Source organism: Amycolatopsis sp. BJA-103 (assembly GCF_002849735.1).
Lineage (GTDB): Bacteria > Actinomycetota > Actinomycetes > Mycobacteriales > Pseudonocardiaceae > Amycolatopsis.
Genome location: NZ_CP017780.1, coordinates 5,293,454 through 5,308,611 on the forward strand (window position 1 = coordinate 5,293,454; position 15,158 = coordinate 5,308,611).

Below are 15,158 nucleotides of genomic sequence, written 5' to 3' on the forward strand. Positions count from 1 at the left end.
TCGGGACCGGACGAGCTAGGGTGAGACATCGGATGTTTCCGGGGCGAATCGAGAAGGTGAGCGAGTGTGACGAAGCGTCGACTGCCGAAGCCGAGTGAGCTGAAGCAGATCCTGCGGCCGAAGCCGATCGTGCTCAATCCGACCGAGCGGCGGCTGGCGGGCGCGCACACGATCGCCGACCTGCGGATGCTCGCCCGCAAGCGGACGCCCAGGGCGGCGTTCGACTACACCGACGGCGCCGCGGAACTGGAAGACAGCCTCCGCCGCGCCCGGCAAGCCTTCCGCAGCGTGGAATTCCACCCGAACGTCCTGCGCGGAGTGTCCGATGTGGACACGAGCAAGGAGATCCTCGGCAAGCGTTCGGCATTGCCGTTCGCGTTCGCGCCGACCGGGTTCACGCGGATGATGAACCACGAGGGCGAGTCCGCGGTGGGCCGGGTCGCGCAGCGCAACGGGATCCCGATGGGGCTGTCGACGATGGCGACGACGTCGATCGAAGACCTCGCGGCGGCCGCGCCGGAGGCCCGCAAGTGGTTCCAGCTCTACGTCTGGCGCGACCACAAGGCGGGCGAAGATCTGATGAATCGCGCCTGGGCCGCCGGGTTCGACACGCTCATGCTGACGGTGGACACCCCGGTCGCCGGCGCGCGGCTGCGCGACGTCCGCAACGGGCTGACCATCCCGCCCGCGCTCACTCTCAAGACGTTCGTCGACGGCGCGATGCATCCGGCGTGGTGGTTCAACCTGCTGACCACCGAGCCGCTGACCTTCGCGTCGTTGAGCCACTTCGACGGCACTGTCGCCGAACTGCTCAACAAGCTCTTCGACCCGACCTTGAACTTCGACGACCTCGACCGGGTCCGCCAAACCTGGCCCGGCAAGCTCGTGATCAAGGGGATCCAGAACGTCGACGACGCACGTGACGTGGTCAAGCACGGCGCCGACGCGGTGCTGCTGTCCAACCACGGCGGACGCCAGCTGGACCGCGCGCCGACGCCGATCGAGCTGCTGCCCGCGGTGCTCGACGAGATCCAGGGCGACGCCGAGGTGTGGGTCGACACCGGCATCCTCTCCGGCGGCGACATCGTGGCCGCGATCGCTCGCGGAGCCGACGCGGTGCTCATCGGGCGCGCGTTCCTGTACGGCCTGATGGCCGGGGGCGAACGCGGCGTTCAGCGGTGCGTGGACATCCTGCGCGACGAGATGGTCAGGACCATGCAGTTGCTGGGCGTCCGCACCCTCGCCGACCTCAAGCCTTCACACGCGACGATGCGCTGACAACCCCGGTGCGGACCTGCTTCGCCGTCCGGTTCCAGCTCCACCAGCCGTGGACGACCAGCCCGGCGAACACGATGTAGACCGCGGCGGAGAAGTAGAGGCCCGACGAGAGCTGCAGCGGCACGCCGATCGCGTCGACGACCAGCCACACCAGCCAGAACTCGACGAGACCGGCGCCCTGCGCGGCGAAGGCGACCAGCGTGCCGACGAAGATCGCGGCGTCCGGCCAGGGCGCCCACGAGGCGTTCAGCGCGTCCAGGACCAGCGCCATCGCGGTGGTGCCGATCGCGAACGCGCCGAGCATCGCCAGGCGCTCGCCGAGGCGGCCCTTGCGGACGACGACGCCGTAGACCGGGTCGCTGCGGCGGGACCAGGCCCACCAGCCGTAGATCGAGATGGCGAGGATCGCGACCTGCCTGGTGGCGAGCCCGCCGAGGTGCGCGGAGAGATAGACCGAGAACAACAGCACGGTGGCGCCGACCTGGACCGGCCAGGTCCACAACGTGCGGCGTTGTGCCAGGAAGACCACGGCCAGCGCGAAGATCTGCCCCGCCAGTTCGGCGAAGGAGATCCACTGTCCGAGCACCGTGACACCGTTGTGCAGCAGGAAGTCCACGTCCTCGCCCCTCTCCGTCTCCCGCTCCAACATGCTCCGCCGCGACACCATTCCCTAGAGAGTGTGAGGTGCGGAACAGGGGACGGGCTCGAGAGCCGCTGAGGTGGAGTAGCCGAAGGGGACTTTGCCCGCGTGAGATGCGACGAAAGGGCCCTTCGCCGCGTGTTATGCGGCGAAGGGCCCCTTCAGCTCCACGCGGGCCCGGTGCCTTCCTCGATCACCGGGCCCCCGGGATGATCAGGAATCTACGCGACCGATCCCGACGGGCGAAGTCGGCGGCTCCGAACGGACCTCTTGCTTGCCGTTTCCGGCCTCCAGCTGGCCTTGAAGGTTGGCCAGCCAGCCCTGCCAGCGGTCCTGCGCCGGCTTGATCAGGCCACCGCCGAAGCCGACGACGATCACCCCGCCGATGGTGGCCAGCACGGCGACCAGGATCGGTCCGGTGACCGCGGTCGCGATGTTCACCTGGCCGAGCGCGGCGATGATGCCGAACGCCATGATCAGCCAGTAGGCGACCGTGCCGAGCAGCCGTCCCGCGGGCCGCGTGGACAGCGCGCCGGTCACCAGGTCGCGGACGACCTTCGCGATGGCGGCCGCGACGATCACCAGCACCAGGGCCACCAGGATGCGCGGCAGGAACGCGATGATCTCGTTGAGCAGCGCGCTGACCGGATTGGTCTCACCGAATACGCCGAACGCGAGTTGCAGCGCGATCAGGAGAATGAAGTAGTACACGAGTTTGACGAGGATCCCGCCCGCGTCGACATTCGCTTGTTTGAGCGTTCCGGTGAGTCCGGTCTTCTCGATGAGCTTGCCGAAACCGATCTTCGACAGAACCAGTCCCAATGCCTTTGACACGGCCTTGGCGATCAACCAGCCGATGAGCAGGATGATCAGGAATCCGACCAGTTTCGGCACGAAGGTGGCGACAAGGTTCCATGCTTGCCCCAGACCGTCTTTCAGCTGCTCGCCCACGGCGAACTCCCTCCTCGGCGCATCCGTGCCGAACCCGGCGCGGCTTGCGAGGGATCGTTGATCACGGGCACCTGACCGGCAACTCGGCACCCCACGATCGAGTGAGTGAACTAGCGGGAAAAGATCCACAAGTCGCATACTTGTTCTACCGGTGGGGACCGGGGAGACGAGGCCGCTCGGCGCGGCGTAAAACGCAAGCGCCGGGCGGCCTCGAGTTTTATGCAAACACCTTTCACCATTCATCGCCGCGTATCACGCGACGTCTGTCCACTTCGGACGCGAAGCCGGTAGTACCGCAGGACGAGGGCCACCTCGGCCGGGCGGACTAGGATCGGCTGACCATGGCTGATGCGACTTCCGGACGGCATGTCCCCAAGCACCACGGGCTGTCCGCCAAGACCCTCCGGCGGCTCGAGCACGCCTCCGGCCGGCTCGCGAGCGCGAGCGTGGCGGTGATGGAGGAGCGGCTGAGCTGGTTCGCCCGCCTCCCCGCCGACCAGCGCGCGAGCGTCCTGCTGATCACCCAGGCGGGTGCCGCCGGTTTCGTCGACTGGCTCCGCGACGCGAAGGAGGCGCTCTCGCTCACCACCGAGGCGTTCCGCGACGCGCCCGCCGAACTGTCCCGCTGGGTGAGCCTGCGGCAGGCCGTCGGCATGGTGCGGCTGGCGATCGAGGTGTTCGAGGAGCAGCTGCCGGAGTTCGCCGCGAACGAGGCGGAACGCGCCGCGCTGATCGAGGGGATCCTGCGTTACGGCAGGGAGATCGCGTTCGCCGCCGCCAACTCCTACGCGGCCGCCGCCGAGGCGCGTGGCGCCTGGGACGCGCGGCTGGAAGCGCTGGTCGTCGACGGCATCGTCCGCGGCGACGCCGAGGAGGCTGTGCTCTCCCGCGCCGCCGCGCTCGGCTGGGATCCGGCCGCGCCCGCCACCGCGCTGGTCGGCACCCCGACGTCGGACGATCCGCCCGCCGTGGTGTTCGAGGTGCGCAGCCGGGCCGCCAGGGTCGGGCGTCCCGTCCTGCTCTCGGTGCAGGGCTCCCGCCTGGTCGTGGTCGTCGCGGGCCCCACCGACGGCAGCGTCAAGGACCGCGAGATCCTCACCAAGCTGTCCGTCGCCTTCGCCGAGGGCCCGGTCGTCGCCGGGCCGACGGTGCCCACCCTCGCCGAGGCGCACCACAGCGCGACGGAAGCACTGTCCGGCCTGCGCGCCGTCGTCGGCTGGCCCGGCGCGCCGCGGCCCGCGAGATCGATCGACCTGCTGCCGGAACGCGCGTTGTCCGGCGACCCGGAGGCGGAACGCCTGCTCGTCGAGCAGATCGCCCGGCCGCTGGAGGAGGCGGGCCCGGCACTGCTGCGGACGGTGGAGACCTACCTCGACAGCGGCGGCGTCCTGGAGACCTGTGCGCGGACGCTGTTCGTGCATCCGAACACCGTCCGGTACCGGCTGCGGAAGGCGGCCGAACTCACCGGCCGTCACGCCGCCGAATCACGCGACGCGTGGGTACTGAAGGTGGCACTGACGGTCGGACGGCTGGCCCGCGCCCGCGGCCTCTGGTAAACCCGTTGGTAACTCTGCGCAGTGATGGACCTCATAGGGAAAGCTGGTTGAACCCGACAAGGCTTTTGGGTTAAGCGCAGAGATCAGGAAGGCACTTTTGGAGGGTTCCGACAATTACGTCGGCCGGACTTGGTGAGCGTCGGCATCACGACCATGGTGGCCGAGAGTGTTTTCTAGTGGGGTGACAGCAGCAGTCCTCGCCCCCGGTCAGGGTTCCCAAGCCCCAGGCATGCTCTCCCCTTGGCTCGAGCTCGACGGCGCCCGCGCGCGCGTCGAAGCCTGGTCCGAGCGGGCCGGTCTCGATCTCGTCCGCCTCGGCACCGAAGCGGACGCCGAAGAGATCCAGGACACCGCGATCACGCAGCCGCTGATCGTGGCGCTGTCGCTGCTGGCGTTCGAATACGTGCAGCGCGAGGCCCCGATCGCGGCGGACGCGCCGGTCGCCGGACACTCCGTCGGTGAGCTGGCCGCGGCCGCCATCGCCGGGGTGCTGAGCGCCGAGGACGCGGTCGCGCTGGCCGCCGTCCGCGGCTCGGAGATGGCGAAGGCATGCGCGCTGGAGCCCACGAGCATGGCCGCGGTCATGCTCGGCGACCCGGAGCAGGTCGTCGCGTGGCTCGAAGGCCAGGGCCTCGCCGCGGCGAACCGCAACGGTGCCGGCCAGATCGTCGCTTCCGGCGCCGTCGGCGCGATCGAGAAGATCGTGGCCGAGCCGCTGGAGGGCACCAAGGTCCGCGCGCTCAAGGTCGCGGGCGCGTTCCACACGTCCTACATGGCACCCGCGCGTGAAGCGCTGGCCGCCCACGCTGCGAAGATCACCCCGGCGGACCCGACGCGTCCGCTGCTGTCGAACGCCGACGGCCAGGTCGTCACCAGCGGGGCCGAATACCTCGACCGGCTGGTCAAGCAGGTCACGAGCCCGGTGCGCTGGGACCTGACCATGGACGGTCTGGTCTCCGCGGGCGTCACCTCGACGCTCGAACTGCCGCCGGCGGGCACGCTGACCGGACTGGTCAAGCGACAGCTCAAGGGAACCGTGACCACCACCATCGCGCTGAAGACGCCGGCCGAGCTGGCGAAGCTTCAGGGGCAGGAGGACGCTTCGTGACCGACCGATCCACCTTGCGGCAGGCGCAGGGCGCCGCCGGGACCCGCATCCTCGGTGTCGGGAGCTTCCAGCCCGAGAAGATCGTGACCAACGACGATCTCTCGAAGATCATGGACACCAACGACCAGTGGATCCGTGAGCGGGTCGGCATCGTCGAGCGCCGGTTCGCCGAGAAGGACGAGTCGCTGGTCGACATGGCGGTCAAGGCGGGCACCGCCGCGCTCGCCGACGCGGGGGTGGATCCGTCCGAAGTGGACACGGTCATCCTGCCGAACTGCACGATGCCCACCCAGATCCCGAACGCCGCCGCCCAGGTGGCCGACCGGATCGGCATCACGCACCCCGCCGCGTTCGACCTCAACGCCGCCTGCGCCGGCTTCTGCTACGGCCTCGGTGTCGCGTCGGACCTCATCCGGGCCGGCAGCGCGAAGAAGGCGCTCGTCATCGGAGCCGAGAAGCTCACCGACCACGTCGACCCGGTCGACCGCGCGAACGCGATCATCTTCGCCGACGGCGCGGGCGCCGCGGTGGTCGGCGCGGCCGACACGGCGCAGATCGGCCCGGTCGCCTGGGGCAGCGCCGGTGAGCACGTCGACCTCATCTACATGCGCGACGACAAGTGGATCTACCAGGAAGGCCAGTCGGTCTTCCGGTGGGCGACCACGCAGATCGCGCCGATCGCCTTGCACGCGCTGGAACTGTCCGGGCTCGAACCGTCCGATGTGGACGTCCTGATCCCGCACCAGGCCAACCTGCGCATCGTCGAAGCCATCGCCAAGAAGCTGCGGGCCAAGGGCGCCCGCGAGGACATGGTCGTGGCCGACGACATCAAGTACTCGGGCAACACCTCGTCCGCGTCCATCCCCCTCGCGCTGGACCACATGCGCAAGGCGGGCACCGCGAAGCAGGGCGACGTCGTACTCGCCGTCGGCTTCGGGGCCGGACTCTCCTACGCGGGCCAGGCCTTCATCTGCCCGTGATGAATACTTCCCCTGCGGACACCGTGTCCGCGGGGCAGCCGAAAGCATCACCGAGAAGGGAACAACCAGTGGCAGACAACGCAGAGATCCTCGCCGGCCTCGCCGAGATCGTCGAAGAGGTCGCCGGTGTGGCGCAGGACGACGTGACCGCCGAGAAGTCCTTCGTGGACGACCTCGACATCGACTCGCTGTCCATGGTGGAGATCGCTGTTCAGGCCGAGGACAAGTTCGGCGTCAAGATCCCGGACGACGAGCTCGCGAACCTGAAGACCGTTGGCGACGCGGTGAACTACGTGTCGGCCAACTCCAAGTAAGTCCGAGTTCTTGATTGGCGCCGACCTTGGGGAGACTCCAATGAGCAACATCGACGTCGTGATCACCGGGATGGGCGCGACCACGCCGCTCGGCGGGGACGTCGCGTCCACGTGGGACGGCCTGCTCGCCGGGGCGAGCGGGATCCGCCGCATCGAAGCCGACTGGGTCGACGAACTCGAGCTGCCGGTGAAGATCGGCGCCATGCTCGCCGTCGACCCGTCCGAAGTCCTGCCGCGGGTCCAGGCCCGGCGGCTGGACCGCTGCGAGCAGGTGGCGATCATCGCCGCCCGTCAGGCCTGGGCCGACGCGGGCTTCGAACAGCCGACCGATGAGCATCAGGATGTGGAACCCGAGCGCCTCGGGGTGACCATCGGTACCGGTGTCGGCGGTCCGGTCACCCTGATCTCCCAGAACGACCTTCTGCACAAGCAGGGACTCCGCAAGGTCTCCCCGCTGACCGTGCCGATGCTGATGCCGAACGGCCCCGCCGCACACGTCGGGATCGACCTGAAGGCCCGCGCCGGCGTGCACTCGCCCGCGTCGGCCTGCGCGTCGGGCGCGGAAGGCATCGCCGCCGGCTACGAGATGATCCGCTCGGGCCGCGCCGATGTCGTGGTCGCCGGTGGTGCCGAATCGTGCATCCACCCGATCACCCTCGCCGGTTTCGCCCAGGCGCGGACGGTGTCCACCCGCAACGACGACCCGACGAAGGCGTCCCGGCCGTTCGACGTGAACCGTGACGGTTTCGTCCTCGGCGAGGGCTCCGGTGTCGTGATCCTGGAGCGGGCGGACCGCGCCAAGGCCCGCAACGCGCGGATCTACGCGCAGCTGAGCGGGTACGGGATCACTTCGGACGCCTATCACATCACGGGCAACCACCCGGAGGGCCTCGGCCAGATCGCCGCCATGCGGCAGGCGATGACGATGGCCGGGGTCTCCCCTGCCGACGTCGGCCACGTCAACGCGCACGCGACCTCCACGGTCGTCGGCGACGTCGGCGAGGCCGCGGCGATCCGCAACGCCGTCGGCGAGCACGTCGTGGTGACCGCGCCCAAGGGCGCGCTCGGCCACCTGGTCGGCGGGGCCGGCGCGGTCGAGGGCATCGCCACGATCCTGGCGATCTACCACGGCCTCATCCCGGCGACGCTGAACCTCGAGGACCTGGATCCGAAGGTGCAGCTCGACGTCGTCTCCGGTGAGGCGCGCAAGATCGAGCTGGGCGCGGCGATCAGCAACTCGTTCGGTTTCGGCGGGCACAACACGGCACTGCTGTTCACCCCGGCTGCCTGACGCCGGTCAAGTGCAATGAAAGGCCCGTTACTTGCAAATTTTGCAAGTAACGGGCCTTTCATTGCACGCGCGGGAACGGAAACCGCAGGCGGTCAGGCTTCCGAGCGCTTCACCAGGTGACGGCCGATCCACCAGGCGGCCTCCACCAGCACGATCCCCACCCCGGCGCAGGCGAACGCCGAGACCGTGTACGCGCTCACGCTCGGGTCCAGCGCGAAGAACTTCTGCGTGAACGGGATCAGGAACAACGCGAGCGTCAGCACGACCATCCCGCCGATCAGCAGGATCTTCCACCACCGGTACGGCCGCGCGACGATCCCGAGCACCCACAGCGCGATCGTGATGAGCGTGATCAGCGCGGTCGTCCCCGCCTGGATCTTGTCCAGTTCGGACTGTCCGGATCCCTTGTACACCAGCAGGTAACTCACGAACGTCGCCGTGGCGATGACCAGCCCGGCCGGGACGGCCATCCGCATCACCCTGCCGACGAAGCCGCTACGGGCGCGCTCGTTGTTCGGCGCCAGCGAGAGCACGAAGGCGGGGAGGCCGATCGTGAACCACGCGGTGATCGTGATGTGCCGCGGCAGGAACGGGAACGGCACCTGCGCGATGCCGACCATCAGCGCCAGCAGCACCGAGTAGACCGTCTTGGTGAGGAACAGGTTCGAGACGCGCTCGATGTTGCCGATCACCCGCCGCCCTTCGGCGACGACGTACGGCAGGGTGGCGAACTTGTCGTCCAGCAGCACGATCTGCGCGACCGCGCGGGTGGCCGGGCTGCCGGCGCCCATGGCGACGCCGATGTCCGCGTCCTTCAGCGCGAGGACGTCGTTCACGCCGTCGCCGGTCATCGCGACGGTGTGGCCCTTCGACTGCAGCGCGCCGACCATCGCGCGTTTCTGCAGCGGCGTCACGCGGCCGAAGACGGCGCGTTCCTCCACGGTGTCGGCCAGCTTCTCGGCGTCGTCGGGCAGTTTCCGCGCGTCGACGGGCTTGTCCGCGCCGGGCAGGTCGAGGGTGCCCGCGACCGCGCCCACCGAGATGGCGTTGTCGCCGGAGATGACCTTGACCGCGACGTCCTGGTGCGCGAAGAAGTCCAGGGTGTCCTTGGCGTCCGGGCGGACCTTCTGCTCCAGCACCACGAGCGCCACCGGTTCGATGTCACCGGGGCCTTCGGCGGCATCGACGGCCCGCTCGGCACGGCCCAGCAGCAGGACGCGCAGACCGCGCGAGCCGATCTTCTCGGCCTCCGCACGGTGCTCTCCCTCGGGCAGCAGGACGTCGGCGGCGCCGAGCACCCAGTCGCCGTCGCCGTCGAACGACGCACCGCTCCACTTGCGCGCCGAGGAGAACGGCATGGTCGTGGAGATCCGCCAGCCCGGATCGGTCCGGTGCGCCTCCGCGATCGCCTGCAGGCTCGCGTTCGGGCGCGGGTCGGCGGCGGCGAGCGCGGCCAGCGCGTCGTCCACCGGGTGGCCCGGCGTGATCTCGCGGACCTCGGAGAGCCGCATCGCGTTCTCGGTGAGCGTGCCGGTCTTGTCCGCGCACACCACGTCGACGCGGGCGAGTCCTTCGATCGCCGGGAGTTCCTGCACCAGGCACTGGCGCTTGCCGAGCCGGATGACGCCGACCGCCAGCGCGACACTGGTCATCAGCACCAGGCCTTCGGGCACCATCGGCACGAGCGCCGCGACCATGCCGCGCAGCGCGTCCGGCCACGCCTGGTCGCCCGCGAGCTGGTTGTAGATGGTCAGCGCGCCCGCCGGGACGAGCAGGTAGGTGATGAACTTGAGGATCTTGTCGATGCCCTGCCGCAGTTCCGACTTCACCAGGGTGAACTTGCTGGCCTCCGCGGCCAGTTTCGCGGCGTAGGACTCGTTGCCGATGATGTCCGCGCGGTAGGTGCCGCTGCCCGCGACGACGAAGCTGCCCGAAAGCACCTTGTCGCCCGGCTGCTTGACCACCGGATCGGATTCCCCGGTCAGCAGCGACTCGTCGACTTCCAGCGCTTCGGCCGTCAGTGCCGGGCCGTCGACGACGATCTTGTCGCCCGGTCCCAGTTCGACGAGGTCACCGAGGACGACGTCTTCCGGGGCGATCTCGGCGCTCTGCCCGTCACGGCGGACGGTCGGCTTCGCCTGTCCCACGATGGCGAGCCGTTCCAGGGTCCGTTTCGCCCGGAGTTCCTGGATGATGCCGACCGCGCTGTTGACGATGATCAGTCCGCCGAACAGCCCGTCGATGAAGTACCCGGTCGACAGGATGAGCACGAACAGCACACCGTAGATCGCGTTGATCCGGGTGAAGACGTTCGCGCGGATGATCTCGCCGGTGGTCCGGCTGGTCTTCGTCGAGACCGCGTTGGTCTGGCCCGCGGCCACCCGCCGGGCGACCTCTTCGCTGGAGAGCCCCCTCGAGGCGTCGGTCAGCAGGGCCGGCTGATCAATTGCCATGCCCGCGACTCTATTCCGCCCCGGCTCGCGCACGCGTCAGCCTGGGGGACCATGTCGTCCCCTACTTCAGCATCTTTCGTGTTCGGGGTTGGTGCCGCCGTCGGTGGTGTCGACCCGCCAGGATCCGTTCTCCAGCCGCAGCGGCAGCACCAGCCGCCAGCGGATGCACCCCTCCGGCAGGTACACCGGCGCGTCCTCGACGTCCTGCGTGCTGGTGAAGGAGACGAGTACCCGGAGCGTGGTCGGCGCGCCCGGCTCGATGCGGTAGACGAGGATGCTGCCGTCCCGAGTGGACTGATAGTCCTTCTTCCACTCCACGGCGGTCTTGGTCTTGGCCCGGTCCCTGCTGACCACCGAAGTCCACTTCGGATAGTCGCGAAGGTTGATGGAGTCGAAATACCCCTGCAGTACCTGCCGCACGCTCTGGTAGTGCGGATGCGCGAAGACGTCGGGAGTCACCTCGACGGCGCCCGAGCCGGGCTGCTCGCCGGGGGCGACCGACGTCGGCGATTCGCTGACGACCGGCGCGGTGGGTTCGGCCTCCGGGCGGAGGTAGAGATCGCGTGCCAGCAGCCCGACGCCGACGGTCAGGGAGATCACCACCACGAGGACGGGGATCAGCCACCGCTGGCGAGAGAGAGGGCGAGGCTGGGCGGTCACCCTGAAAGGTTAGCCGCCCGCCTCTTTCCGCTTCACTCCGTCTACCCGACCTGGTGCAGCCAGGTGACCGGAGCACCGTCACCGGCGTGCCGGTACGGTTCGAGCGCTTCGTCCCAATTGGCGGCGAGGAGCTCGTCGAGCTTGTGTGCCAAGGATTCGCCGGCACGCACCTTGCTCACGAGCGCGCGCAGCTGGTCTTCGCCCACGACGATGTCGCCGTTGGCACTGGTCCTGCCGTGCCACAGGCCGAGGCCCGGAGCGAAACAGAACCTCTCGCCGTCGACCCCCGCACTGGGCTCTTCGGTGACTTCGAACCGGATCATCGGCCACGCCTTGAGCGCGGACGCCAGCTTTCCGCCGGTGCCCGAAGGCGCACGCCAACCACATTCGGCGCGGAGCTGTCCTGGACTGGCGGGCTGCGCCGTCCACTTCAACTCGACTCGGGCACCCAGGGTGCCCGAAATAGCCCACTCGACGTGCGGACAGACCGCAGACGGCGACGAGTGGACGTACACCACGCCACGGGTGTTGCCACGGGTGCTCACTGCTGACCTCCGCTACTCGACGAGGGGCGTCTTCCCCTACGACCTCGCGAGCTGCGCTGGTCAGGTGGCTCGTGCCGCCTCCCGGTACGCGTGAGCACATTGTGCACCCCAACTGTGCTGTTTGGCCACATGAACACCACAAGTCGCACCTGATTGGGACGTGGGACTCACGAGTGAAGGGCTCCCGATGCCGCATTCGGGACATCAGCCAACGAACGATCACGCACTGAACATTCCGTTTCGGATCGCCACTCACGGCTCGCGGGTCAACCCTGGGCGGCGACGAGCGCGGCGCGTCGACGCCAGGGGCGAGATACGGCCATGACGTTTCTCCTGGTGACAGGGGTCAAAAGCGCAGTGCCGTACACCCGGATGAGTGACTGCGCTCACGTCCATGACAACTTCTCGGCGCAACATCACCTCGCCTACCTGCGACGTGTCTGCCCGTTAGTCCGGATGGAGGCGCTACTTTGTGCACCGAGACCGACGAGATGGGGAGGGTTCGGTGCGACTCGTTCGCCTCGCTCAACAGCCGTCCCGGGTGGCCGAGGACGTCCGCGCCGCGCTGGCTTCACTCGGCAGGGGCAGCAACGTCGTCGGCGGGGTCGCCCTGGTCGGCGCCAGCCCGGTCGAAGGGCGGCCGGTCGAAGCGGTCGTCGTCATGCCCAAGGGTGTCCTCATCGTCATCGGCGTCGACCTGCCGGACCCGGCGCTGAAACTCGAAGCCCCGCTCGGCGGCCCGTGGAAGGCCGACGGCTGGCCGCTGGTCCACGGCGACACCTCGATCAACCCGGCCACCGACGCGCTCTCGCTGTCCGCCGCGTGCACGCACAAGATCGCGGACGTCGCTCCCGGCGCCGGGCCGATCGGCACGATCATCGCCGTCGGCCCCTATGTGGAGACGGTCGACCAGCCCGCCGCGGATCTCGCGGGCTCGGTCCGGGTCCTGTACCCGACGGCGAAGACGATGCTCGCCGCGACGGTCTCGCTGGCCACCGCGTCCCGGCCCCGATCGGTCCAGCAGGCGCGGGACCTGATCGCCGCGCTCGCCCCGGACGCGCCGCCGATGCCCGAGGAGATGTTGCTCGGGGAAGGGTTCAGCGCCTTCTCCGACGACGAGCCGACGGTGATCCGCGAGAACCCGCTCGTCGCGATCGCCCCGACGGTTCCGGTGCAGCATCCGGGCAAGGTGAAAAGACCGGCGAAACCGGCCGTTCCGCCCGCCAAGCCCGTCCAGGCCGCCAAGCCCGCCCCGCTTCCTCAGCCCCCTCCCCAGGTCGTCGCCGCGAAACCCGTTCCCCCGGTCCGGCAGGCGCCGCCGCCCGCCGCTCCCGCCGAGTCGCCGCCGAAGGCACCGCACCAGTCCAAGACGGTGAAGTGGCTCCCGGTCGCCGCGATCGGCCTGCTCATCGTGTTGCTGGTCGCGGCCATCAGCGTCGCTTCCGGCGGTGACGACACCGCGTCCACGCAGACTCCCCCGCCGCCGACCCCGGCGACCAGTTCACCGCCGCCGAGCAGCAGTGCGGTGGAGAACATCCAATTCACCTCGCGGGCGTCGGCCGCGGATCAGAAATGCGCGTCGCACGCGTACGGCGACGTCCAGTCGAGCCTTCAGCGGACGAGTTGCTCCGCGGTCAAACGGGCCAGCTTCGCCAGTTCCATCGACGGCCGGGCCGCCGCGGTGACGATCGCCGTCGTGGACTTCCCGGACGCCGCGCAGGCGAGCGCCTTCAAAGCGACCGCGGACACTCCCGGCGGCGGCGGAATCCTCGACATCGCCACCGAGACCAATCAATGGCAGGGCGACGTCCCGGTGTTCGAGGGCGCGGCCTACCAGAGCGGCCTGGACGGGAAGTCCGTCCGGCTGGTCCAGGTGGTCTGGGTGCCGGGACCGTCCACTCCGGACGATCCCGGCCTGGTCCGGGGCGCGAAGGCCGCCCTCGAACTTCCCGTCAACGGCTAGAGCCCGTACGCCTCCAGAAGGCGCAGCCACACCTCGCTGATCGTGGGGAACGACGGGACCGCGTGCCACAGCCGCGACAGCGGGACCTCGCCCACGATCGCGATCGTCGCCGAATGCAGTAGCTCGGACACGTCCTGCCCGACGAAGGTCGCGCCGACCAGGACCCCGCGTTCGGTGTCGACGACGATCCGCGCCTTGCCCGCGTAACCGTCCGCGTGCAGCGACGAACCGGCGACCGCGATGTCGATGTCGACGACGCGGTGCGGCTTGCCCTCCTCGGGCCCGGCGAGCCCGACCGAAGCGACCTCGGGGTCGGTGAAGACGACCTGCGGGATGGCGTGGTGATCGGCCGTGGCGCTGTGCGCGCTCCACGCGGCCGAGTCGACGGGCTTGCCCGCGGCCTGCGCGGCCACCGCGTCCCCGGTGGCCCGGGCGGCGTACTTGCCCTGGTGGGTCAGCGGCGCCCGGGCGGTGACGTCCCCGACGGCAAACAGCCAGTCACCGTCCACAGCGGACACACGGCCGTTGTCGTCCGTCGTGAGCGGCGCGCCCGCTTCGAGCCCGAGCGTCTCGACGCCGAGCCCGCCGGTCGCCGGGCCGCGGCCGGTGGCGACGAGCAGTTCGTCGACGAGCAACCGCTCGCCTCCTTTCAGCGCCAATTCCTTACCACCGTCCACAGCGGACACGGAGTCGAGACCCGAGCCGGTGTGCACGGTGACACCGGCTTCGCGGAGCCCCGCGATGACGGCGTCACCCGCGAAGTCCGGAAGCCGCGGCAGTGGCCGCGCCCCCGAAATGATCAGGTGGACTTCGGCGCCGAGGGTGGCGAAGGCCTGCGCCATTTCGACGCCGACGACTCCGCCGCCGAGGACGCCGAGCCGACGCGGGACCTCTTCCGCCGAAGTCGCCTCTCGCGAACCCCACGGGGAAATGGTGTCCAGTCCGGGGATCGACGGCGTGCGCGGGACGCTGCCGGTGGCGACGATCACGGCGTGCCGCGCGGTCAGCACGTCACCACCGTCGATCGTGACCTCCCGCTCACCGGTGATCCGGCCGTGCCCGCGGATCGGGGCGATCCCGGCCCCTTCGGCCCACTCGACCTGTCCGGTGTCGTCTCCCTTGCCGGTGAACCAGTCCCGGCGCGCGAACACCTTGGCCGGGTCGACCGCGTCGCCCACCGGGACGCCGGGGACGCGTTTGGCGGCGGCGAGGAGGTTCCCCGGCCGCAGCAACGCCTTGCTCGGAATGCAGGCCCAGTAAGAACATTCGCCGCCGAAGCGCTCGTGTTCGACGAGGGCGACCTGAAGACCGCCACGCGCGGCTCGTTCGGCGGCGACCTCGCCGACCGGGCCGCCTCCGATCACGATCACGTCAAAAGTCTGTGCTGACATGCATTCAGCGCACACCACCGCGCAGCTT

At 69.5% G+C, this 15,158-nt stretch carries 13 protein-coding genes; 7 read left to right on the plus strand and 6 right to left on the minus strand.

Translation table 11 applies throughout. The features are described from left to right. Positions 1–66: 66 nt before the first annotated feature. Positions 67–1,278 (plus strand): alpha-hydroxy acid oxidase, encoded by a 1,212-nt coding sequence (locus BKN51_RS22890; RefSeq protein WP_101609556.1) that lies wholly within the window; start codon positions 67–69, stop codon positions 1,276–1,278. Here the strand turns inward: BKN51_RS22890 and BKN51_RS22895 are convergent. Together BKN51_RS22895 and BKN51_RS22900 are read right to left on the minus strand one after the other, a co-directional pair. Next, a complete protein-coding gene (locus BKN51_RS22895) occupies positions 1,250–1,894 on the minus strand; it encodes a nicotinamide mononucleotide transporter family protein (RefSeq protein WP_101609557.1) in 645 nt (214 codons plus the stop codon). The genes BKN51_RS22890 and BKN51_RS22895 overlap by 29 nt on opposite strands. Positions 1,895–2,131: 237 nt before the next feature. After that, on the minus strand, positions 2,132–2,869 hold the full coding sequence (locus tag BKN51_RS22900) for a mechanosensitive ion channel family protein (protein ID WP_101609558.1): 738 nt from the start codon (positions 2,867–2,869) through the stop codon (positions 2,132–2,134). Positions 2,870–3,210: 341 nt separating this feature from the next. Between BKN51_RS22900 and BKN51_RS22905 the strand changes: the two genes are divergently transcribed. From BKN51_RS22905 to BKN51_RS22925, 5 genes are all read left to right on the plus strand, one after another. Continuing rightward, entirely contained in the window at positions 3,211–4,425 is a 1,215-nt protein-coding gene (locus BKN51_RS22905; protein WP_101609559.1) for a PucR family transcriptional regulator, read from the plus strand. A 181-nt stretch (positions 4,426–4,606) separates the two neighbouring features. Beyond that, the gene (locus BKN51_RS22910; protein WP_255414860.1) at positions 4,607–5,533 is read left to right on the plus strand and encodes an ACP S-malonyltransferase; all 927 of its coding nucleotides are present in this window, start codon (positions 4,607–4,609) and stop codon (positions 5,531–5,533) included. Then, positions 5,530–6,513 carry a beta-ketoacyl-ACP synthase III gene (locus tag BKN51_RS22915; protein ID WP_101609561.1) on the plus strand — a complete coding sequence of 328 codons (984 nt, stop codon included), beginning with the start codon at positions 5,530–5,532 and terminating at the stop codon, positions 6,511–6,513. Before BKN51_RS22910 ends, BKN51_RS22915 begins: the two co-directional genes overlap by 4 nt. A gap of 68 nt (positions 6,514–6,581) precedes the next feature. Beyond that, a complete protein-coding gene (locus BKN51_RS22920) occupies positions 6,582–6,827 on the plus strand; it encodes an acyl carrier protein (RefSeq protein WP_004559006.1) in 246 nt (81 codons plus the stop codon). A 40-nt stretch (positions 6,828–6,867) separates the two neighbouring features. Next, entirely contained in the window at positions 6,868–8,118 is a 1,251-nt protein-coding gene (locus BKN51_RS22925; RefSeq protein ID WP_101609562.1) for a beta-ketoacyl-[acyl-carrier-protein] synthase family protein, read from the plus strand. Positions 8,119–8,210: 92 nt separating this feature from the next. Here the strand turns inward: BKN51_RS22925 and BKN51_RS22930 are convergent, their stop codons facing one another. The 3 genes from BKN51_RS22930 to BKN51_RS22940 form a co-directional block, all read right to left on the minus strand. Beyond that, positions 8,211–10,571 carry an HAD-IC family P-type ATPase gene (locus tag BKN51_RS22930; RefSeq protein ID WP_174720443.1) on the minus strand — a complete coding sequence of 787 codons (2,361 nt, stop codon included), beginning with the start codon at positions 10,569–10,571 and terminating at the stop codon, positions 8,211–8,213. A 66-nt stretch (positions 10,572–10,637) separates the two neighbouring features. Then, positions 10,638–11,231: a hypothetical protein gene (locus tag BKN51_RS22935; protein WP_101609563.1), complete on the minus strand. Its 594-nt coding sequence runs from the start codon at positions 11,229–11,231 to the stop codon at positions 10,638–10,640. 41 nt (positions 11,232–11,272) lie between these two features. Then, on the minus strand, positions 11,273–11,776 hold the full coding sequence (locus BKN51_RS22940) for a DUF3145 domain-containing protein (protein ID WP_005154552.1): 504 nt from the start codon (positions 11,774–11,776) through the stop codon (positions 11,273–11,275). 505 nt (positions 11,777–12,281) lie between these two features. On the opposite strand from BKN51_RS22940, the gene BKN51_RS22945 reads away from it, so the two are divergent. Continuing rightward, positions 12,282–13,739 (plus strand): hypothetical protein, encoded by a 1,458-nt coding sequence (locus BKN51_RS22945; RefSeq protein ID WP_101609564.1) that lies wholly within the window; start codon positions 12,282–12,284, stop codon positions 13,737–13,739. Here the strand turns inward: BKN51_RS22945 and BKN51_RS22950 are convergent. Beyond that, positions 13,736–15,109 (minus strand): dihydrolipoyl dehydrogenase family protein, encoded by a 1,374-nt coding sequence (locus BKN51_RS22950; protein ID WP_168214371.1) that lies wholly within the window; start codon positions 15,107–15,109, stop codon positions 13,736–13,738. The genes BKN51_RS22945 and BKN51_RS22950 overlap by 4 nt on opposite strands. Between the last annotated feature and the right edge of the window lie 49 nt (positions 15,110–15,158).